19 protein-coding genes and 2 rRNA genes (1 of these 21 only partly in view) are annotated in these 21,683 nt (G+C 45.0%); 15 read left to right on the plus strand and 6 right to left on the minus strand.

Annotation, left to right across the window (positions count from 1 at the left end):
• Window positions 1-1,969, plus strand: a 23S ribosomal RNA gene (locus tag AC5FX4_RS05050); it begins 914 nt to the left of the window's first position.
• A 95-nt stretch (window positions 1,970-2,064) separates the two neighbouring features.
• Window positions 2,065-2,179, plus strand: a 5S ribosomal RNA gene (gene rrf, locus AC5FX4_RS05055).
• Between the two features lie 395 nt (window positions 2,180-2,574).
• Here rrf and AC5FX4_RS05060 read toward each other — a convergent pair.
• The 4 genes from AC5FX4_RS05060 to AC5FX4_RS05075 all read right to left on the minus strand — a co-directional run bounded on the left by AC5FX4_RS05060 (window position 2,575) and on the right by AC5FX4_RS05075 (window position 6,820).
• Complete coding sequence (locus tag AC5FX4_RS05060) at window positions 2,575-4,374, minus strand: sulfatase family protein (RefSeq protein ID WP_493605385.1); 1,800 nt, start codon at window positions 4,372-4,374, stop codon at window positions 2,575-2,577.
• A gap of 112 nt (window positions 4,375-4,486) precedes the next feature.
• Entirely contained in the window at window positions 4,487-5,674 is a 1,188-nt protein-coding gene (locus AC5FX4_RS05065) for a vWA domain-containing protein (protein ID WP_493605386.1), read from the minus strand.
• Window positions 5,675-5,678: 4 nt separating this feature from the next.
• Complete coding sequence (locus AC5FX4_RS05070; RefSeq protein WP_493605387.1) at window positions 5,679-6,515, minus strand: AAA family ATPase; 837 nt, start codon at window positions 6,513-6,515, stop codon at window positions 5,679-5,681.
• A 71-nt stretch (window positions 6,516-6,586) separates the two neighbouring features.
• Complete coding sequence (locus AC5FX4_RS05075) at window positions 6,587-6,820, minus strand: DUF1653 domain-containing protein (protein WP_493605388.1); 234 nt, start codon at window positions 6,818-6,820, stop codon at window positions 6,587-6,589.
• 63 nt (window positions 6,821-6,883) lie between these two features.
• Between AC5FX4_RS05075 and AC5FX4_RS05080 the strand changes: the two genes are divergently transcribed.
• The 10 genes from AC5FX4_RS05080 to rpoS are packed head-to-tail and all read left to right on the plus strand — an operon-like array spanning window position 6,884 to window position 13,867.
• Window positions 6,884-7,363, plus strand: coding sequence for a DUF2947 domain-containing protein (locus AC5FX4_RS05080; protein ID WP_493605389.1), 480 nt, complete (start codon window positions 6,884-6,886; stop codon window positions 7,361-7,363).
• A gap of 48 nt (window positions 7,364-7,411) precedes the next feature.
• On the plus strand, window positions 7,412-8,044 hold the full coding sequence (locus AC5FX4_RS05085; protein WP_493605390.1) for a hypothetical protein: 633 nt from the start codon (window positions 7,412-7,414) through the stop codon (window positions 8,042-8,044).
• Between the two features lie 42 nt (window positions 8,045-8,086).
• Entirely contained in the window at window positions 8,087-8,380 is a 294-nt protein-coding gene (ftsB, locus tag AC5FX4_RS05090; protein WP_493605391.1) for a cell division protein FtsB, read from the plus strand.
• Window positions 8,364-9,062, plus strand: a complete 699-nt coding sequence (gene ispD / locus AC5FX4_RS05095; RefSeq protein WP_493605392.1) for a 2-C-methyl-D-erythritol 4-phosphate cytidylyltransferase — start codon at window positions 8,364-8,366, stop codon at window positions 9,060-9,062. Before ftsB ends, ispD begins: the two co-directional genes overlap by 17 nt.
• A complete protein-coding gene (gene ispF, locus AC5FX4_RS05100; RefSeq protein WP_493605393.1) occupies window positions 9,059-9,535 on the plus strand; it encodes a 2-C-methyl-D-erythritol 2,4-cyclodiphosphate synthase in 477 nt (158 codons plus the stop codon). The genes ispD and ispF overlap by 4 nt, the downstream gene beginning before the upstream one ends.
• Window positions 9,532-10,578, plus strand: a complete 1,047-nt coding sequence (truD, locus tag AC5FX4_RS05105) for a tRNA pseudouridine(13) synthase TruD (protein WP_493605394.1) — start codon at window positions 9,532-9,534, stop codon at window positions 10,576-10,578. Before ispF ends, truD begins: the two co-directional genes overlap by 4 nt.
• Window positions 10,559-11,308, plus strand: a complete 750-nt coding sequence (gene surE / locus AC5FX4_RS05110; protein WP_493605395.1) for a 5'/3'-nucleotidase SurE — start codon at window positions 10,559-10,561, stop codon at window positions 11,306-11,308. Before truD ends, surE begins: the two co-directional genes overlap by 20 nt.
• Window positions 11,309-11,310: 2 nt before the next feature.
• Window positions 11,311-11,949, plus strand: coding sequence for a protein-L-isoaspartate(D-aspartate) O-methyltransferase (locus AC5FX4_RS05115; RefSeq protein ID WP_493605396.1), 639 nt, complete (start codon window positions 11,311-11,313; stop codon window positions 11,947-11,949).
• A 54-nt stretch (window positions 11,950-12,003) separates the two neighbouring features.
• The gene (locus tag AC5FX4_RS05120; RefSeq protein WP_493605397.1) at window positions 12,004-12,831 is read left to right on the plus strand and encodes a peptidoglycan DD-metalloendopeptidase family protein; all 828 of its coding nucleotides are present in this window, start codon (window positions 12,004-12,006) and stop codon (window positions 12,829-12,831) included.
• Between the two features lie 52 nt (window positions 12,832-12,883).
• A complete protein-coding gene (gene rpoS, locus AC5FX4_RS05125; protein ID WP_493605398.1) occupies window positions 12,884-13,867 on the plus strand; it encodes an RNA polymerase sigma factor RpoS in 984 nt (327 codons plus the stop codon).
• Between the two features lie 63 nt (window positions 13,868-13,930).
• Here the strand turns inward: rpoS and mutS are convergent, their stop codons facing one another.
• Window positions 13,931-16,504, minus strand: coding sequence for a DNA mismatch repair protein MutS (mutS, locus tag AC5FX4_RS05130; RefSeq protein WP_493605399.1), 2,574 nt, complete (start codon window positions 16,502-16,504; stop codon window positions 13,931-13,933).
• 22 nt (window positions 16,505-16,526) lie between these two features.
• Between mutS and AC5FX4_RS05135 the strand changes: the two genes are divergently transcribed.
• Together AC5FX4_RS05135 and recA are read left to right on the plus strand one after the other, a co-directional pair.
• The gene (locus tag AC5FX4_RS05135; protein WP_493605400.1) at window positions 16,527-17,018 is read left to right on the plus strand and encodes a CinA family protein; all 492 of its coding nucleotides are present in this window, start codon (window positions 16,527-16,529) and stop codon (window positions 17,016-17,018) included.
• A 64-nt stretch (window positions 17,019-17,082) separates the two neighbouring features.
• On the plus strand, window positions 17,083-18,132 hold the full coding sequence (gene recA / locus AC5FX4_RS05140) for a recombinase RecA (RefSeq protein ID WP_493605401.1): 1,050 nt from the start codon (window positions 17,083-17,085) through the stop codon (window positions 18,130-18,132).
• 62 nt (window positions 18,133-18,194) lie between these two features.
• Here the strand turns inward: recA and AC5FX4_RS05145 are convergent, their stop codons facing one another.
• On the minus strand, window positions 18,195-19,358 hold the full coding sequence (locus AC5FX4_RS05145; RefSeq protein WP_493605402.1) for a DcaP family trimeric outer membrane transporter: 1,164 nt from the start codon (window positions 19,356-19,358) through the stop codon (window positions 18,195-18,197).
• A gap of 380 nt (window positions 19,359-19,738) precedes the next feature.
• Between AC5FX4_RS05145 and acs the strand changes: the two genes are divergently transcribed.
• Window positions 19,739-21,676: an acetate--CoA ligase gene (gene acs, locus AC5FX4_RS05150; RefSeq protein ID WP_493605403.1), complete on the plus strand. Its 1,938-nt coding sequence runs from the start codon at window positions 19,739-19,741 to the stop codon at window positions 21,674-21,676.
• Window positions 21,677-21,683: the final 7 nt, after the last annotated feature.

The raw sequence follows: 21,683 nt of genomic DNA on the forward strand, positions 1-21,683 counted from the left end.
AATATCCGGGAGACACACGGCGGGTGCTAACGTCCGTCGTGAAGAGGGAAACAACCCAGACCGCCAGCTAAGGTCCCAAAGTGTATGTTAAGTGGGAAACGATGTGGGAAGGCTAAAACAGCTAGGAGGTTGGCTTAGAAGCAGCCACCCTTTAAAGAAAGCGTAATAGCTCACTAGTCGAGTCGGCCTGCGCGGAAGATGTAACGGGGCTAAACATACCACCGAAGCTGCGGCTGCGAATTTATTCGCGGGGTAGGGGAGCGTTCTGTAAGCCGTTGAAGGTGTACCGGGAGGTATGCTGGAGGTATCAGAAGTGCGAATGCTGACATGAGTAACGACAATGCGGGTGAAAAACCCGCACGCCGGAAGACCAAGGGTTCCTATCCCATGTTAATCAGGGTAGGGTAAGTCGACCCCTAAGGCGAGGCTGAAGAGCGTAGTCGATGGGAAACGGGTTAATATTCCCGTACTTGGAATAATTGCGATGGGGGGACGGAGCAGGCTAAGTAAGCATGGCGTTGGTTGTCCATGTGAAAGTGCGTAGGCTGAGAACTTAGGAAAATCCGGGTTCTTAAGGCTGAGACACGAGACGAGCACCTACGGGTGTGAAGTTACTGATGCCCTACTTCCAGGAAAAGCCTCTAAGCTTCAGATTATTTCGAATCGTACCCCAAACCGACACAGGTGGTCAGGTAGAGAATACTAAGGCGCTTGAGAGAACTCGGGTGAAGGAACTAGGCAAAATTGTACCGTAACTTCGGGAGAAGGTACGCTGTTGTTGGTGATGGGATTTACTCCTTAAGCTGACGACAGCCGCAGTGACCAGGTGGCTGGGACTGTTTATTAAAAACACAGCACTGTGCAAAATCGTAAGATGACGTATACGGTGTGACACCTGCCCGGTGCCGGAAGGTTAATTGATGGGGTTAGACGTAAGTCGAAGCTCTTGATCGAAGCCCCGGTAAACGGCGGCCGTAACTATAACGGTCCTAAGGTAGCGAAATTCCTTGTCGGGTAAGTTCCGACCTGCACGAATGGTGTAACCATGGCCACGCTGTCTCCACCCGAGACTCAGTGAAATTGAAATCGCAGTGAAGATGCTGTGTACCCGCGGCTAGACGGAAAGACCCCGTGAACCTTTACTACAGCTTGGCACTGAACATTGAGCCTACATGTGTAGGATAGGTGGGAGGCTTTGAAGCGGTGACGCCAGTCATCGTGGAGCCGACCTTGAAATACCACCCTTGTATGTTTGATGTTCTAACTTAGGCCCCTAATCGGGGTTGAGGACAGTGCCTGGTGGGTAGTTTGACTGGGGCGGTCTCCTCCCAAAGAGTAACGGAGGAGCACGAAGGTTGGCTAAGTACGGTCGGACATCGTACGGTTAGTGTAATGGTAGAAGCCAGCTTAACTGCGAGACAGACACGTCGAGCAGGTACGAAAGTAGGTCATAGTGATCCGGTGGTTCTGAATGGAAGGGCCATCGCTCAACGGATAAAAGGTACTCCGGGGATAACAGGCTGATACCGCCCAAGAGTTCATATCGACGGCGGTGTTTGGCACCTCGATGTCGGCTCATCACATCCTGGGGCTGAAGTCGGTCCCAAGGGTATGGCTGTTCGCCATTTAAAGTGGTACGCGAGCTGGGTTTAGAACGTCGTGAGACAGTTCGGTCCCTATCTGCCGTGGGCGTTTGAGAATTGAGAGGGGCTGCTCCTAGTACGAGAGGACCGGAGTGGACGAACCGCTGGTGTTCGGGTTGTGATGCCAATTGCATTGCCCGGTAGTTACGTTCGGGATCGATAACCGCTGAAAGCATCTAAGCGGGAAGCGAGCCTCGAGATGAGTTCTCACTTTAACTTTAAGTTAACTGAAGGGCCGTTGGAGACTACAACGTTGATAGGCTGGGTGTGGAAGCGTAGTGATACGTTAAGCTAACCAGTACTAATTACCCGTGAGGCTTAACCATACAACGCCAAAGTGGTTTTATGAAACCAGAAGTTGTTTGAACTAAAGTAGATTTTTACGAATTATCAGAATTTTTCCAGATTTTATAGAATTTTTCCTGATGACCATAGCGTTTTGGAACCACCTGACCCCATGCCGAACTCAGAAGTGAAACGAAACAGCGTCGATGATAGTGTGGCAGCTGCCATGTGAAAGTAGAACATCGTCAGGATTTTATTTAAAGAAACCCGTTGCATTTATGCGACGGGTTTTTTGCTTTTTGGGGTTTTAAAAAGTTAGTCTCTCAGCGCTTTATAAACTGGCTCACTTCACCTTGCGCAAAAAGAGCGTTTCGCTTCGCTCAAGTCGCTAACCTTTTGCACTGTAGCGTCGATGATAGTGTGGCAGCTGCCATGTGGAAGTAGCCGCTGTGGAGCAGAACATCGCCAGGTCCTAATAAAAGAAAGCCCGATTCGAAAGTATCGGGGTTTTTTGTTGCGTGCAGAGTTTTGTGCCACGAAGTGGTATGGCGGAAACTTCTGCGCAAGGTGAAGTCTGCAACCTTCACCTGGGTTTACCTTGAATCCCTCTGCGTTAGTCGTTAGCCTTTTACACCTTCGCCCTTGGCTATTTTCGGATCGGAATAATCAGAGGTTCTTTGTCTTTCGGTGCTTCAGTCACCTTATTAAGGTTATGTGGTAGCAATCGTTTAGTAGAACGCTGCTCTTTCAATACACTTTTTAATGCTGCTAACACGTCTTCATCTAGAGGGATTGGGTTAAGCGGTGAAAGCAAATTGTTTTCTTCACTGGTATCTTCAGTTAAGTTGTAGCATTCGAATTCACTGGGAATAAAGCGACTGGTCGTTACGCCATCTGGGTTGCCCGCAGATACCAAATGGCTCAGATCATATCTTGAATCAAGACGCCCTATATTTTGGTTATCTACCTCTTTGCTATCTATAAAGTCTTCGTCGGTATAGTAACGAGCATTATCGAAATACCGTACGTATTTCCAACGCGTATCACCAGTCAGTTCAGGTAACGTGGTGACAATAGCTTCAATGTAGTTAGGTTGCACGACGCTATTGTAAGCAACACCGGTTGCTGGGTTTGTCATATCGGCCCCAACTTCAACATTATCATTGGTCATGAAGTATATAGCCTCGTCGGTCGGTGGTTGCTCTCCAAGTAAGATTTGCGACAAGTCTCTGCCTACAAGCGGTCTCGCTTCGCTATGACTGCAATTCAGCGTCTGACGCGTAGACTCTATATCCACTTCGGCTAATCCCAACAACGTTGGTAACAAGTCAACATGAGACGTGGTGATGTCTAATTGATGGTTTCGATTTTTAAATACATTGGGATTCGAAATGATAAATGGCACATTTAGCACCTCTTGGTATGCGGTATACCATTTTTGATGCAAGCCGCCATGTGCACCAAGAAGCTCGCCGTGATCGGATGTAAATACGACAATTGTGTTTTCAAACAATGACGTCTGCTTGAGTGTTTCATAAACTGTGGTGATATGTTTATTCACTTCAGCCATCAAGTAATAATAAAACTGACGGTAATCCTCAGATGGAGCTTGTGGTAAATACATACGAGGATAGGTGTATAAATAGTCTTTCTGACAACGAGGCTTGCAGTCTAAACTTTCATTTTGACTAGGCGCAGGCGCTACATAGGGGAGTAACCCCGCCTCTTTTTCTTGATAAAACGTTTCAAACCAATCTTTTTGGCGAGGAAGCACAATATCATGGGGGTTCACGAACGAAGAGACGAGTAGAAAAGGTTGCTCATCTCCTTGGCGTGTTGCTTCTTCCAACATGAGCAGGGTTTCGCATACTTGTCGTGCAAAGCCAGGATCTCTGACTGTGCCACAATTGTTTTGTGCTGAACCATGGGGCTCCGGACCAATCCAGTGATTGAAGCCAAACTTATGGAGCTTATTTGCTTTGCTATATAATTCATGCCTTTGTGGATAGGGTTGACCTGATATTGAATTACTCACCAATGCTTGCTGTGTACCTGGAACTAAAATATCTTCGTCTGACAGATGCCATTTGCCGCGATAATAAGTTTGGTAGCCTGCAGCTTGAAACCAATCACCCATAGTGGGTACTGTATTAGGTTCTAGCCAAAACATGTTTTGATCGAATGATGACTTACCAATGCCTGGCGTTTGACTTACGCCATGCAGAGATGGATATTGACCTGTATAAATAGAAGTGCGGCTTGGGGCACAAGCGGTCGATGCCGCATTGTGATTAACAAATTCAACGCCGTTGTGGCGCATTTGCATTAAGCTTTCACTGTTTTTAAGCCTATATTCCTTAGCCTCTGGGTTTTCATAGGGCGGGGGAAAGCGTTCTTCATCGGTAGTTATGATTAAAAAGTTGGGCTGCTTGCCGTTAATTTTCATAAGAATGTCCTTGTAGCAATAGATAGGGGCGATACATCACCACCAGTGTAGTTTAATTTTTGAACTTCCCATGCTTAAACTACAAGGATTGTAAGAACTCTGTATGAATGTGTTAGCTCAGAGATTTTATAGCTTCACTGAGTCCTTCCAAAGTCATCGGATACATACGATTTTGCACAGCTTCTTCGATGATATGAATTGATTGGTAATAAGGCCAATATTCTTTAGGCTGCGGATTGAGCCATACTACTTTTTCGAAATGGTTTGTTAGGCGTTGTAGCCAAACTGCGCCGGGTTCTTGGTTCCAGTGCTCTACACTGCCGCCCGGGTAGGCTATTTCGTATGGCCCCATGGTGGCATCACCAACAAAGATAAGGCGATAGTCTTTACCAAAGCGGTTAATGAGTTGATAGGTATCAATCAAACTTGCTTGGCGGCGTTCGTTGTCTTGCCAAACGTGCTCATAGACACAGTTATGGAAATAGAAAAACTCAAGGTGCTTAAACTCACTATGTGCCGCACTGAAGAGTTGCTCACATAAGTGAATGTAATCATCCATCGAGCCGCCGATGTCAAATAGCATGAGCACGTTGACTGTATTATGGCGCTCAGGGGCCATTTTTACATCCAGCATCCCACCTTGCTTAGCGGTTGCGGCGATTGTTTCATTTAAGTCGAGTTGATCACTGGCACCGCTACGGGCAAATTTTCGCAGCTTTTTGAGTGCCAATTGCATGGTACGACTCGATATTTCACTATCGGCGTCGAGGTTTCGATATTGGCGTTTGTCCCATACTTTGACCGCACGACGCTGTCGGTTAGCGTCTTGGCCAATTCTAACCCCTTCAGGGTTATAACCATAAGCACCAAATGGCGAAGTGCCGCCTGTGCCTATCCATTTGTTACCACCAGCATGGCGTTTTTGTTGCTCAGCCAAGCGCTGCTTAAGGGTGTCCATTAACTTATCTAGTCCACCCATGGCTTCGATCTGTGCTTTTTGCTCATCGCTAAGATGTTTCTCGAATTCTTTACGCAACCAATCTTCGGGTAAGTGAGTACTTTTTTGTAGTTGAGAGAGAAAATCGCTGTCTTCGATACCTTGAAAGTAATCGGCAAAGGCGCGATCAAATTTATCAAACTGTGTTTCGTCTTTGATAAAAATGGTCTTACTCAATTCGTAAAACGCATCTAAGTTGGCAAAGGCTAAACCGTGGTTCAGGGCATTCAGGCAATCTAAAAGCTCTCGGGGTGAGACTTTTAGTCCATACCTTCTCAGTGTGAAAAAGAATTCGATCAGCATAGGGCTATCGCTTGCTCATAAATGCGAGCTTTTCAATCAAGCTAACATCTTGCTCGTTTTTCAAAAGTGCACCAAATAGCGGCATTAAACCTCCTTTGTGGGTGTGATCTTGCAATGTGCTGAGGTCAATGTCTTCTGCCATCAATAGTTTGAGCCAGTCGAGTAACTCGCTGGTGCTGGGTTTTTTCTTTAGTCCTGGAATGTCTCTTAGTTTGAAAAAAGACTCCAATGCTTGTTGCACTAGTTTTTGTTTGATCCCCGGATAATGCACATCAATGATCTGCTGCATTTGTTCAGGAGATGGAAAATCAATGTAGTGGAAAAAGCAACGACGCAAAAATGCATCCGGTAACTCTTTCTCATTATTGGAAGTGATGATGACGATAGGTCGCACTTTGGCGCGAATGAGTTCCCCAGTTTCATATACATGAAACTCCATTTTATCGAGCTCTAATAATAGATCGTTGGGAAACTCGATATCTGCCTTGTCAATTTCATCAATTAACAATACTGGACGCTGTTCACCGGTAAATGCCTGCCATAGCTTGCCTTTAATAATGTAGTTACTGATATCATGCACTTTTTCATCACCGAGTTGACTGTCGCGTAGCCGAGATACGGCGTCATACTCGTAAAGGCCTTGCTGCGCTTTGGTGGTTGATTTTATGTGCCATTGAATTAACTCCGTGTTTAAGCTATCCGCCAGTTCTTGAGCCAGTAAGGTTTTTCCTGTGCCAGGCTCACCTTTAATTAATAAAGGTTTTTCTAATAAAATAGCGGCATTAACAGCCTGTTTTAGGGCGCTACTTGCGATATAATTTGCGGTACCTTGAAAGCTCACACTGATTTCCTATTATCTGGTCTGATGAGGTTAGTGTGCCACAAATACACGGGCTATCTCTAGTTTTCCTCTTACTTGGTTTCTGGCTTAGTGCCAATAAATTTAAATCGAGGAACAGATTGACCATCCACAACAATGTGCTCTGTGAACATGGTTAAAGGACGAACCCAAAAGTCGAAGTTTCCATACAAAGCTTGATATACCACCATGAGTTCGTTGGTTTCACTATGCGTTGCGACGTGATGCACTTGATATGTTGCGCCTTTATAATGTTGGTAAATCCCTGCTTTCAATGAATGCTGCATTGTTCACTCCTAGCTTGCTACGGTATACTGCACCGCTATTAGAGGTGCCAGTTTGGCTAAAAGATGAATTATATTTCGATAGACCAATTTAAAAAAGCGTGGGTGTTTAAACATAAAGATTTACCCATTTCACAAGCGGATTTAAACGCGATTAAACTGATGACGACAGAGCGATCTGCAGTGCTTTGGAGCACCATGATCTCAAGAGAAAAAGACCACCCTGATTTTTTCACTAAAACGGACTGGCCAGGTAATGATGACACTTGGAGTGAACAAGTGAATTGGGAAGGTCCATGGGAGAATGGAGTTGAGCTTTTACCTGAAGCGATTAGTGCGTTCTTAAAGTGGGAAGATAACACCACCGTGTATTTTTGTTTATCGAGAGACCAAGTACTGGAAACGCGTTTTGATGTTTTTAAGCGTTGTTGGCAAAACTTTATGTTCTTGGCCGATGGTAGTTTGCTTTTGGGTAAAAAGCGCCAAACGGTTGTACAGTTTTTAGAAAGCGGTCAGGCCAAGCTTGGTCAAAGAATGAAAGGCTAGCTTGCATGTGTATGCCATGCTATAACTTTTGCAACAAGTGGAGGTAGCGTGGCAAAGCAAAGCATTACGGATCTTAAGCAAAATAATCTATGGCAAAACGAATATGAGCGTTTGCAATTTGCTGAGCTTGTTAATGTGTTTTATGCAAGAGAGATCCCTTTGCTCGCTAAGCAATACGCAGGTGAGCAGCTACAAAGAAAGCTGTTGAGCCTGCCGTATTATGTTGAGCGGGCAGCGCGGCATATCACTCAGGGTGATGTACCGTTACAGCTTGATAGCCAAAACGGCAGTTGGCTTGCCGCACAAAAAAGAATATTGCCTGACATCGATGAGCAGAAAAACATCGAGTACTTTTCAGCGCAAGTTAAAGTCGGTCAGGTAGTGCCCGTGGTCATAAATGAGGCAGGGTACACCCAGGTTGTCATGGACAGTGTAGATCAAGTAAGAGACAATGGGGTACACTGTAATCAGTATGGCTGGTTCTCTAATTCAGGGCGCAGTCATGAAACAGATTCTATGTTATACAAACCCACAAAAGCGCTGATGGTTGCAGCGTGTTGTGGACATCGATGGCAATATAAGAAGGTCATCGACCCCCGTATACTCAGCTTAAGAGAAATGCTGCTCGCCAGTATGATAAATTGGAACAATGTTAAAGCAACAAAACAACGACACCATTAAACGTGCTCACCTTTTCCCCCAATATTTGTGGGATGCTGAGTAATGCGTTTTTTTCAAATAGTTTTGCTTTGCTTGGCTGTTTTTATCCAATATAGACTGTGGCTGGGTAACAATGGTATTCAAGATTACACGCGCATAAAAAGTGCGGTGAACTCTCATCAAGCACTCAATGCTAAACTTTCTAAACGAAATAAATTGTTAAAAGCCGATATTGAGGATCTTAAGCTAGGTCTGGAAGGGGTGGAAGAACGTGCCCGACTAGAGCTAGGTATGATCAAAGACAACGAAACCTTCATTCGAGTATTACCCAAACAACACCATGAACCAAGCAATTAAAATTGCTGCGATTGTACCCGCTGCCGGTGTTGGCAGTCGTATGCAAGTAAATCATCCCAAGCAATATCTTAAAATTGGCGAGCAGACCATCCTGGAACATACTTTGGCTAAGTTGAGTAACTTAACAGGGCTTGTCGAGATCACTGTCGCGGTGAGTCCAAATGATGAATATTATGAAACACTCATGCTCAACGACTTGCGAATTAGGCGCGTTGATGGGGGCAAAGAGCGCGCGGATTCTGTACTTAATGCGCTTGATGCGTTGTCAGAGGTTGAACCTGATTGGGTGTTGGTGCATGACGCAGCTCGTCCGTTAGTGCGTGTGGCGGATATGCAGAAACTGATAGCTGCGTGCCTTGAAACGAAACAAGGCGGTATTTTAGCCGCTAAAGTCAAAGACACGATTAAACGTGGCGAGACGCATAGCTTGGAAACCGTGCCAAGAGAGATGCTTTGGCAGGCTTTAACGCCTCAGTTTTTCCCATACCGGGCGCTGCAAGACTCATTAAGGCAAGCTTTAGCACTCGGTGTTGCTATCACTGATGAAGCGTCTGCAATGGAATGGGCAGGGCATCCAGTTAAGTTGGTACCTGGACGCAGCGACAACATTAAAATCACGACACCTGAAGACTATGAGGTGGCATGTTTCTTAATTTCAAAACAGCAAGAGAGTGAACAATGATAAGAATTGGCCATGGTTTTGATGTACACAAATTTGGTGGTGAAGGCCCCTTAACCATCTGTGGCGAAAAAATAGCTTTCGAACAGGGCTTTATTGCCCACTCAGATGGCGATGTGGCGATTCATGCTTTATGTGATGCTTTGCTTGGTGCGCTCGCTTTGGGAGACATAGGTAAGCATTTTCCTGATACGTCGGATGAATTTGCAGGTATTGATAGTCGTATTTTATTACGCCGAGTTGTTTCTCAAATGAAGTCAATGGGATATGCATTGGGTAATTGTGACGTCACCATAGTAGCACAAGCGCCAAAAATGCGTCCTCACATTGATGCGATGCGTGCAAATTTAGCTGCCGATTGCGAAGCTGAACTTTCCCAAGTGAACGTTAAAGCGACCACCACGGAAAAGCTTGGCTTTGAAGGCCGAAAAGAAGGCATTTCTGCTCACGCTGTTGTGGTGTTGCTCAAATCATGAAAGCGCTAAATTACCTGTACGGCGAGCCACAATCACAAGGTGATTTCAAAACAAACCCAGAAGATTTCATGGTGGATGAAATTTTAGACATCCCTCTGACTGGCGAAGGCGAGCATGTTTGCTTGCAAATTGTGAAAAAGGGCGAAAATACCCAGTTTGTCGCAAAGCAAATCGCTAAGCTCGCTGGTGTGGCACCACGGGATGTCAGTTACGCGGGCCTTAAAGATCGTCACGGTGTTTGTACTCAGTGGTTTAGTGTCCCTGTGGCGATTAAAAAAGACATTGATTTTAGCCAACTAAACAACGATGGTCTTTTTGTGCTACAGCAGATCAGACACAATCGTAAACTCCGAACGGGTTGCCATAGTGGAAACCAATTCAAGATTATTTTGCGTAATGTTGACGTACCTTTAGATATTCTTTCACGCATCAATGCTGTACGTCAGGGGGTCCCCAACTATTTTGGTGAGCAGCGTTTTGGCCATGATGGTCATAATCTGGAAATGGCTGAGCGTCTATTTGCTGGTGAGCACATCCGTGACAAAAAACTGCGTGGCATAGTGATTTCGGCGGCGCGCTCACATGTTTTTAATCATATTGTGAGCAAACGCGTGTCGGAACATGGTTTGGCGAAAACCTGGCATCGAGAAGTGTTTTTGCTCAGTGGCAGTAATGCCTTTTTTGAAGAAGACATCAGTGATGAAACCATAGCGCGACTAAGTAGTGGAGACATTCTGTTATCTGCGCCCATGGTGGGTAAAGGTGAAAAGGGCTTAGTCGCACAAGAAAAGTCTTGGTTGGAGCCATATAGTGCTTGGCAACAAGGACTGGGCCAGTTAGGCTTAAAAACAGAGCGGCGCGCACTACGCCTTATTCCACGAGATTTAAGCGTAGAGACAATAGATAAAAACACTATCAAACTGACATTTAGTTTACCTAAAGGCACCTTTGCAACGGCGGTCTTACGTGAGCTGGTGCGCCATCGTGATGCTAGTAAAGATAATATCAACCAAGAGGTACTCGATGCGGATCCTACTGAGTAATGATGACGGTGTGCACGCTAAAGGCATCGCTGTTTTATATCAGGCATTAGCAAAAATTGCAGATGTAACGGTTGTTGCACCCGATAGAAACTGTAGTGGTGCAAGTAACTCACTGACCTTATTAAACCCGTTACGAGCCACTGAGCTAGATAATGGTTTTATCTCTGTCAATGGCACGCCAACAGATTGTGTGCATCTTGGTGTGAATCAATTGATGGAAGCATTGCCGGACCTAGTCGTCGCGGGGATCAACAATGGCGCCAATTTAGGTGACGATACGCTATATTCGGGTACCGTTGCTGCCGCGGCGGAAGGAAGGCATTTGGGCTTGCCTGCCATTGCAGTCTCACTTTGTTCAAAGTATGAAACCCATTATGAAACCGCGGCACAAGTGACCGTTGATATTATTAAACAGTTACAAAGCCACCCCTTGCCAAAAGATCAAATCATCAATATTAACGTACCCGATATCCCATACAATGAAGTGAATGGAGTCAAAGTTTGCCGCTTAGGAGCTAGACACAAAGCGGAGACAATGACGAAGCAAACCGATCCTTGGGGACGGGATGTATTTTGGTATGGCAACCTGGGTCATGAAAGCGATGCAGGTGAAGGGACCGATTTCTACGCCGTTAGGCATGGCTATGTTGCTATCACACCGTTGAAGGTAGACATGACCGCACATGATAGCTTGGATGCGATGGCTTGTTGGTTGAATGAGGTTAAGTAACCGTGTTGAGCAGTTATAAGCGCAGTGCGAGTGCACTTATGGAACAACTTAAATCACAAGGAGTAAGCGATGAAAAGGTACTCAAAGTGATGGAAGAGGTGCCACGACACTTGTTTGTTGACGACGTGCTAAAACACAAATCTTATGAAAATACTGCTTTGCCCATTGGACAGGGACAAACTATTTCACAGCCTTACATCGTCGCGAAAATGACAGAAGTTTTGCGACAAGTAGGTGTAAAGGGAAAAGTGCTCGAAATAGGTACAGGTTCAGGCTATCAAACCGCGATACTGGCGCAACTTTTCGATGAGGTTTGCAGTGTGGAGCGGATCAAGGCACTTCAGTGGCAAGCAAAGCGCCGTCTTCACATGTTGGATTTATACAATGTGACCATGAAACATGGTGATGGTTGGCAAGGCTGGCCTACGAAGGCCCCATTTGCTGGGATTATCGTGACTGCCGCTGCGAAGCAAGTACCCAGCCAATTGCTTGAGCAGTTAGATGAGGATGGGGCGCTGATTGTCCCTCTTGGGGAACACGAGCAGCAACTCACTTTGTTTGTAAGAAAGGGCGAGCAGTTTGTAAGACATGTGCTGGCGCCCGTTCGATTTGTGCCTTTGATTGCTGGTGATATCATTTAAACTAAATACAATGTAAATTATTTGCATTGAGATCAAAGTGGTAAAGGGTGAATAATGCTTAAAACATATCTGTTGCTGTTGGCAACCATCAGTATGTTATTAAGTGGGTGCGCAAGCAGAACTTCACCCGCACCTGTTACAGAACTCGGAACTGGTACAGCCACTTCAACACAAAAAATTCATATCAAAAATAATCGTTATCGTGTGCATAAAGGCGACACGTTATTTGCTATTGCCTTTAGCGCAAATAAAGATGTGCGAACAGTCGCGAAAATTAACAATATCCAGTCACCTTACGTTATCTATCCCGGTCAGCTCATTTTTCTTGAATATCCAAAAAATAAAAATAAAAAGAGCAAAAAATACACTGCTAGCAGCAATAAGTCTAGTAAATGGAAACAAAAAAATAACAAAAGTGATAAAAAAGAGCTTGATAAGCCAAAACAACGAGAGTATGTTCAAAAACATAGCAGCAAAAATGACAACGCATCTAATGCTATATTTTCCAATAAGGTGCGTTGGCATTGGCCTGCAGTAGGTAAGGTGACCAAGCACTTTTCTGATAAAGAAAATGGCTATAAAGGACTTCAAATCACTAATGTTGAAGGAACACCCGTTAAGGCTGCTGCAGATGGAGTAGTGGTATATGCCGGCAGTGCACTTAGAGGGTACGGTAATTTAATTATCTTGAAACATAATGATGATTACTTAAGTGCGTATGCACATAACTCGAAGTTACAAGTCACTGAGCAGCAAAAAGTTAAAGTTGGGCAAAAAATTGCCGAAATAGGTAGTACAGACGCCACTAAAACAGCATTGAGATTTGAGATCCGTTTTAGAGGTCAGGCTGTCAATCCGGTTAAATATTTGCCAAGTAAGTAGCGAGCACCGTGCATTTAATCGTGTCGCTATTCATTCACTTGGGAGGATGCGTATGGCTCAAACTGCAAATGTGAAAACCAAAAAAACGGACGATTTTGAAGAGAAGCTCGACGAGCTAGATATTGATGACTCAAAGTCTGAATTGTTAGAAGACGTTGATGATGATGATGATATTTTTGCCAAAGATGAGAACGTTAAAAATCTAGACGCGACTCAGCTTTACCTTGGCGAAATAGGTTTTTCCCCCTTACTGAGTGCGGAAGAAGAGGTTTATTACGCACGAAAAGCTTTGAAAGGGTGCGAAGCGTCTCGTAAACGTATGATTGAGAGTAATTTACGTCTCGTGGTAAAAATCTCTCGTCGATACAACAATCGTGGTCTGGCGTTGTTAGACTTGATTGAAGAGGGTAATTTGGGCTTGATCCGAGCCGTTGAAAAGTTTGATCCTGAACGAGGATTTAGATTCTCGACTTACGCCACTTGGTGGATCAGGCAAACAATTGAACGGGCGATTATGAATCAAACTCGTACGATTCGACTTCCTATCCATGTGGTTAAAGAGCTAAATGTGTATCTGCGTACAGCTCGAGAGCTGACGCAAAAACTCGACCATGAGCCTACGGCAGAGGAAATCGCAGAGTGCTTAGACAGACCTGTTGAAGATGTCACTAAAATGCTGCGACTGAACGAAAAAATCACCTCGGTGGATACGCCTATCGGCGGTGAAAATGATAAAGCATTGCTTGATATTATTGCTGATGAAAAAGGGCATGGTCCCGAAAGTGAAGTGCAGAATAATGATATCAACAGTCATATCATTGATTGGCTTGGTGAACTCAATCCCAAACAGCGTGAGGTCTTAGCAAGACGCTTTGGTTTACTTGGCTATGAACCGTCTACATTAGAGGATGTAGGTCGAGAAATTGGTTTAACACGCGAACGCGTACGCCAGATTCAGGTAGAAGCATTGAGACGCTTGAAAGATATTTTGCAGCATGAGGGCTTAAGCACAGACAGCTTGTTTGAGCAGTTATAAGTCTCTTCGCAAAAGCAAAAAACCACCGTTATGGTGGTTTTTTTGTTCTTGCTTTTCAAACGGTTAAAGCAGCTGCTTTAATTCGTACAGTAGCGCATGTGCTTCACGAGGGCTTAAATTGTCTGGGTTTATCTCCATAAGCGCATGTTCTAATTGCGAAGGCTGGGTTTCTTCTAAGGAGAAACTGTGTTGTGCAGGGATTGGCTCTACCACGCTCTGATGATTTTCTAACTGGTGCAATTTTTGTTTTGCTAAAGCGAGTACGGCCTTAGGCACACCAGCAAGTCCCGCTACTTGTAAACCAAAACTCTTGCTTGCTGCACCATCTAACACCGTGTGTTTGAATGCAATTGTGTCATTGTGCTCGATGGCATCAAGATGCACGTTAACCAGCCCTGACTGTTGCTCGGCAAGTTCGGTTAGCTCAAAGTAATGGGTCGCAAATAGCGTTTTGGCTTCTAACTGGCGGGCGAGATAATCGGCGGTTGCGTAAGCTAACGATAAACCATCATAGGTACTGGTACCACGGCCGATTTCGTCCATAAGTACTAATGATTGCTGAGTGGCATTGTTCAAAATCGTCGCTGTTTCGGTCATTTCCACCATGAACGTTGAGCGACCAGATGCCAGATCATCACTCGCCCCGATACGTGTAAATATGCGATCGACTTTGCCGATATTGGCAGCACTTGCTGGTACATAACTACCAATATGCGCCATTAACACGATCAGCGCAGTTTGACGCATATAGGTTGATTTACCACCCATGTTTGGGCCGGTTATGATCAGCATTTTACGTTCATTGTTCAAATGCACAGGGTTGGCGATAAACGGGTCTTTACTGACTTGTTCAACCACGGGGTGACGTCCTGCATCGATGTGTATTTCGTCACTGTCACTCAAAGTCGGCTTACAATAATCTAGCGTTTGCGCACGCTCTGCAAGCGTATTCAGCACATCTAAGTCTGCTAACGCGCCGGCCATGATTTGCAGTTGCTCCAAGTAAGGGGCAATAAACTCAAATAGTTGCTCATAAAGTTGCTTTTCAAGTGCTAACGCTTTGCTTTGGCTACCAAGTACCTTGTCTTCGTGCTCTTTAAGCTCAGGAATAATGTATCGTTCGTTATTTTTAAGTGTTTGTCGACGAATGTAATCTGCTGGTACTAGGTGCGAATTGGCTCGACTGATCTCGATATAAAAACCATGTACCTTGTTGTAGCCAATTTTTAATGTGCTGATCCCTGTGCGCTCACGTTCTCTGGTTTCGAGCTTTTCTAAAATATCGGTGGCACCCTGGCTTAGCGCGCGCCACTCATCCAATTCGGCATTGTATCCTGTCGCTATCACGCCGCCGTCGCGGATCAAGATGGGTGGATTGTCGATAATGGCGCGTTCAAGTAAGTCCTGTAATTTTGGCAATGTGGGAGATTGAGTGCAGATCTGTTGAATACGTGCATCATCACTTTCAGCTAATAATTCATGTAGCGGTGCCAGTGCTTGCAGTGCTGAACGTAAACGAGTTAAGTCACGAGGTCTGGCATTACACAATGCCAAGCGTGCAACCACGCGTTCAATGTCACCAATCTGTTTTAGTGCGTCATAGGTGTCCAAGCAAAGCTGCGTTTCGATAAGGCTTGAAATGGCATTTAACCGTGCATTCAGCTCAGTGCGATTTCTAATTGGGGTATGAATACGGCGCTTCAGCAAGCGCGACCCCATCGGCGTGGCCGTTTTATCTAAAATTTGCGCCAGCGTATTATCAATGCTGCCCGAGAGGTTAACCGTCAGCTCAAGGTTTTTGCGTGTAGCGGCATCTAAGATCACCGCGTGTTCATTTTTTTCTAATGTGATCGCACGGATGTGCGGTAATGCAGTGCGCTGAGTGTCTTTCACATATTGCATTACACAACCTGCCGCCACTAACGCGGTGCTCGCTTGCTCTACGCCAAAGCCAATCAGATCTTTGGTTTCAAACTGCTGGCAAAGAAGGTGTTTAGCTGTATCTAAATCGAACTCCCAATCTGGACGACGGCGAGCACCTTTAAATTGTTCAATTAAATGCAGGTTAGTAAATGACTCAGGGTAGAGTAATTCAGCAGGTTGCAGGCGTTGCAAGGTTGAACTGAGCGCTTCATCGGTTTTTAGTTCAACAATATTGAATTGCCCAGAGTTGATGTCTAAATACGCGACACCATATTGTTGCTGTTTGTCTTGCCAAAGCGCAGCCAATAAGTTGTCTTGACGCTCTTGTAGTAAAGCTTCGTCTGTCACTGTGCCCGGCGTGACTATCCTAACTACTTTACGTTCTACAGGGCCTTTGCTGGTGGCCGGGTCGCCCACTTGCTCACATATCGCCACTGATTCGCCCATTTGCACTAAGCGGGCTAAGTAGTTTTCTACTGCATGATAAGGGACGCCCGCCATTGGGATCGGCGCGCCAGACGCTTTACCTCTATGTGTTTGCGAAATATCCAATAGCTGCGCAGCGCGAACTGCGTCATCAAAAAACAATTCGTAAAAGTCACCCATGCGATAGAACAATAAAATATCTTGATGTTCAGCTTTGATCCTAAGATATTGCTGCATCATGGGGGTTTGTTGTTTTATAGTATGTTCTGAATATAAATCTATCGACATGCATCTACCTAAGAGGTTGAATATGGAGCTAAACCAAGAGATTAAAACTCTGGCTGCACAGTTGGGCGCTATTTTAACGGATAAACGTTTGACGATCACTACCGCTGAGTCATGTACTGGTGGTGGAATTAGCTATGCCCTGACCGACACGCCGGGCAGCTCAAATTATGTTGATAGGTGTTTTGTCACATACAGTAACGAAGCAAAACAAGCTTTGCTGGATGTCAGCGCTGATACGCTGAATAAATATGGTGCGGTAAGTGAACAAACTGTATTGGAAATGGCAAAGGGGGCTGCGAAAGCGGGCAATGCGGATATAGCGGTTGCTGTTTCTGGCATCGCGGGCCCTGGTGGCGGATCTGAAAATAAGCCGGTGGGTTTAGTCTGGTTTGCAATCAATATACAGGGGAGTGTGACCTGTTACGAACAGGTATTCACCGGTGACCGCAGTTATGTTAGGTTGCAAGCTATTGCTTTTGCTTTGAAAAATATAGTTTCTCGAATTCAAGGTTAAAATATACTTGATACTGTGATTCTATACAGTATACTGAGCGCATTACGCTAAATTGGAGAAGCAAATGAACGATAACAAACAAAAAGCGCTCGACGCCGCATTGTCACAAATTGAACGTCAATTTGGTAAAGGTTCAATCATGAAGCTAGGCGACAGCCAAGCATTGGATATCGAATCTATCTCAACCGGTTCATTGGGTATCGATATTGCGTTGGGTATTGGTGGTTTACCGACAGGTCGTATTGTTGAAATTTACGGACCAGAGTCATCAGGTAAAACAACCTTAACGTTGCAAGTTATCGCAGAAGCACAAAAAGAAGGTAAAACCTGTGCCTTCGTTGATGCTGAACATGCTTTAGATCCTGTTTACGCAGAAAAGTTAGGTGTGAACGTTGATGAGCTATTGGTTTCTCAGCCTGACACCGGTGAGCAAGCACTAGAAATTTGCGATATGTTAGTTCGCTCTGGCGCTGTTGATGTGGTCATTGTGGACTCGGTTGCGGCATTAACACCTAAAGCGGAAATTGAAGGTGACATGGGTGACACACACGTTGGTTTGCAAGCTCGTTTGATGTCACAAGCGCTACGTAAATTGACTGCAAACATCAAACGCTCTAATACCTTATGTATCTTCATTAACCAAATCCGTATGAAGATTGGTGTGATGTTTGGTAACCCAGAAACCACCACAGGTGGTAACGCACTTAAGTTTTACGCGTCTGTACGTATTGATATTCGTCGTATTGGTTCTGTAAAAGAAGGCGACGAAGTCGTCGGTAACGAAACTCGCGTGAAAATTGTTAAGAACAAAGTTGCCCCTCCGTTTAAGCAAGCCGAATTTATTATCATGTATGGTGAAGGTATTTCTAAACATGGTGAATTAATTGATTTGGGTGTTAAGCACAAGCTAGTTGAAAAATCAGGTGCTTGGTATAGCTACAATGGCAGCAAAGTAGGTCAAGGTAAGTCAAATTCAATTAAATTCTTAAAAGAAAATCCTGAGATCGCCAATGAGATCGAGGGCAAATTACGCGAAATGTTGTTGTTGCAAGCCACGATCAAGCCTGAAGAAGGTGAAGAGCAAGGCTTAGCGGCGACAGACGTTGAGCTGTAATTAAACTGATTTAGCGTGAAAGCCCGGGTTGTCCGGGCTTTTTTCGTTTTACAGGGAGAGTTTTAAAATACGTATTTGGCTGAGAGCTGTAAGCGATTTAAATCGCCGTCAACATTCGCTTCGGTGTCACGTGTTGCAACTTTGTACTCCACGCCAAAAGTGAGCTTTTTGACCGGAGAATAGAGTAGGTTAGCGCTGTAACTTTGACTCGATTTAGTGGGGTTACCAGTAATCGCGAGCAAGTGTTCGTCATTGTCAGCAAAGAAGAATGAGTATAAAAAGGTTGAACGCAATTGCTCACTCCAATGATGTTGGTAGCTGATAAAGCCCGATGTCGAGTCGATGGCGTGTAAGTCATTACCATCAAATACTGCGCCATTCGCCACATTTAAGCCCACATAACGGCCTAGGCCTTGTCCGTGCGTGAGCATAAACTTCACATTGTTTTTATCAAAATTGATACGACCAGAGGCGCTGATCCCGAGTGATGTTTCTGTCGCATCAGCCGCGCCGAGTTTATAAGTTAGTTGACGTGCCAATGCGGCAACCACGAAATTTCCCCAGTCGGCGTTATAGGTATATCTCGCCGTAAAGTCAGGCATGCTCGCATCGTCGGTCACCACGCGCGATTCGGATGCGGTTGTTACCGTACTTTCTGGGTTTTCAGCTGAGAATGACCAGTTACCTACGCTATATTTCATCATTGCTTGACGAACAAATACGGTGCCTTCTGCTGGACCAACGAAATCAAGTGTTTCTGGTAGCGCGCCCACGTTTTGAAAGTTTGACCACGCTTGGCCAAACAACCAACCTTTGTAAGTTGCGTAGGCTTGTCGAATTCTTGGCGAGTAGGAGTTAGTTACGCGTTCATTACCACCAATTGAGGCGATAAAATCGAGCTCAATTTTGGTCTTTATTTCGCTGCCATCGTCTAGCTTGGTATTGGTTGATAAGTTAAAACGAGATTGCCTAGCATGCATATCAAACACCGCATCTTCTGAGGTGGATGCTGACACTGGCGTGGTACCTGGCACATAAAAATCTCGACCGATATTGCCACTTCCCAAAGTGCCATCAGAGAAGTCACTCCACATAGCATCCAATTTAACGTAACCGCCGTAATTGACATCTGTTTGACCAACAGAGGCTGCCACCGCTGGCAAACAAAAAATACTAAGTACGCTTGCAGCAACCAGTGTTTTTTTAGTTTTACAAGATGTTGTCATAATCGTTGTTCCTTTATAGCGGCCAATTCGTTAATGTGGTCGCGAGAGAGAAATTGTCGATATTCACTTTTGAATAAGGTTCGATTTTCCTCAATTACCCATTGGTCTATACGACTAAGGTGGTAACGAATATGTCACAAATAAAAAAATAAAGCGGGGTTAGCTATAGCTTTTTTTTATAACTATATGTTTATTAACTACTAATTTGAAAGTTTTTAAGTGTCAAACATGCCAAGACATGACATGTTTGATGTTGAGATTATGTCAAGCTAGTAAGGCGTGACATAAAGTTCTACAACTAAGGTCTAATACTTTCCTTGCTTTGGCTGAGTGATCCTTGGGCAAAGCCTTACGGCGCATAAATTAATATGGAGATGACTATGTCACAGAGCATTTACCCAGTTCCTGAGGCGATTAAAGCAAACGCACTCATTGATAATGACAAATATAATACGCTTTATAAGCAATCAATTGAGGATCCACAGAGCTTTTGGGCAGAGCATGGACAGCGTCTAGAATGGTCTAAACCATTTACTAAAGTGAAGAATACTTCTTTTGATAAAGGTCATATCAGCATCAAATGGTTCGAAGACGGCGAATTGAATGCCTCATATAACTGTATTGACCGTCACCTGAAAGATAAAGCAGACAAAGTGGCACTGATTTGGGAAGGCGATGATCCTGCAAATAGTGAGAATATCACTTATCAGCAGCTGCATGATGAAGTTGCCAAACTGGCAAACGGCTTGAAAAAGTTAGGTGTAAGCAAAGGCGACCGTGTTGCCATTTATATGCCGATGACGCCGCAAGCTGTCTATGCGATGCAAGCTTGTGCCCGTATTGGTGCGGTTCATTCAGTGGTATTTGGTGGCTTCTCTCCTTCTGCGATTGCTGACCGAATTAAAGATTCGGGTGCCAAAGTGGTGATCACGTCGGATGAAGGTCGTCGCGGCGGCAACTGTGTGCCACTGAAAGCAAATGTAGACGAAGCTGTGGCGCAACCAGGCGTGGAAATTGACCATGTTGTTGTGCATCGTTTAACGGGTGGTGAAGTTGAATGGCAAGGCCATGATGTCTGGTGGCATGATTTGGTTGCTGATGTTGCACCAACGTGTGAGCCAACGGCGATGAATGCGGAGGACCCGCTATTCATTCTTTATACTTCAGGTTCAACGGGTCAACCAAAAGGTGTCGTGCATACGACGGGGGGATACCTTGTTTATGCATCGATGACCCATGAATATGTGTTTGATCTAAAAGAAGATGACGTTTATTGGTGTAGCGCGGATGTGGGTTGGATCACAGGTCACAGCTATATTGCTTATGGCCCACTGGCAAATGGCTGTACACAAGTTATTTTTGAAGGGGTGCCGACCTACCCATCGGCTGGGCGTATTGGTGAAGTGGTTGATAAACATAACGTCACGATTCTTTATACTGCACCAACCGCTATTCGTGCTTTGATGGCCAAAGGCGATGAGCCTACCGCGACATCGACACGCGCTAGCCTACGTATTTTAGGGTCAGTGGGTGAACCAATTAACCCCGAAGCCTGGTCTTGGTATTACGATAAAATTGGTAATGGTTCATGCCCCATCGTGGATACTTGGTGGCAGACGGAAACAGGTGGCATCATGATCACCCCATTACCAGGTGCAACCGACATGAAACCAGGCTCCGCAACTCGTCCATTTTTTGGCATTGCGCCCGCTTTGTTTGATGCGCAAGGTAACGACTTAGTCGGTGCAACAGAAGGTAACTTAGTCATACTGGATAGCTGGCCTTCACAAGCAAGAACCGTTTATGGCGACCACGAGCGTTTTGAGCAAACTTACTTCTCAGCATACCCAGGTGTGTATTTTACTGGGGATGGCTGTCGTCGTGATGAAGATGGTTATTACTGGATCACTGGGCGTGTGGATGATGTGCTCAACGTATCAGGTCACCGTTTAGGCACTGCTGAAATTGAAAGTGCATTGGTGGCGCATGAAGCGGTTGCTGAAGCGGCCGTAGTTGGCTACCCCCATGATATTAAGGGTCAAGGTATCTATGTTTACGTAACGCCAAACGAAGGCGTGGTGGTAACTGATGAGCTAACTAAAGAAGTGCGTAACTGGGTGAGAAAAGAGTTAAGCCCTATCGCGTCACCAGATATGATCCAATGGTCACCGGGCCTCCCCAAAACGCGTTCTGGTAAAATTATGCGTCGTATTTTACGTAAGATCGCAGCGAACGAATATCAGCAATTAGGTGATACTTCGACACTTGCCGATCCGAGTGTGGTTGATGAGCTGATTGAAAATCGCTTAAATCGTTAATTGAACG

The sequence above is a fragment of the Pseudoalteromonas sp. ATL1 genome (genome assembly GCF_058933015.1).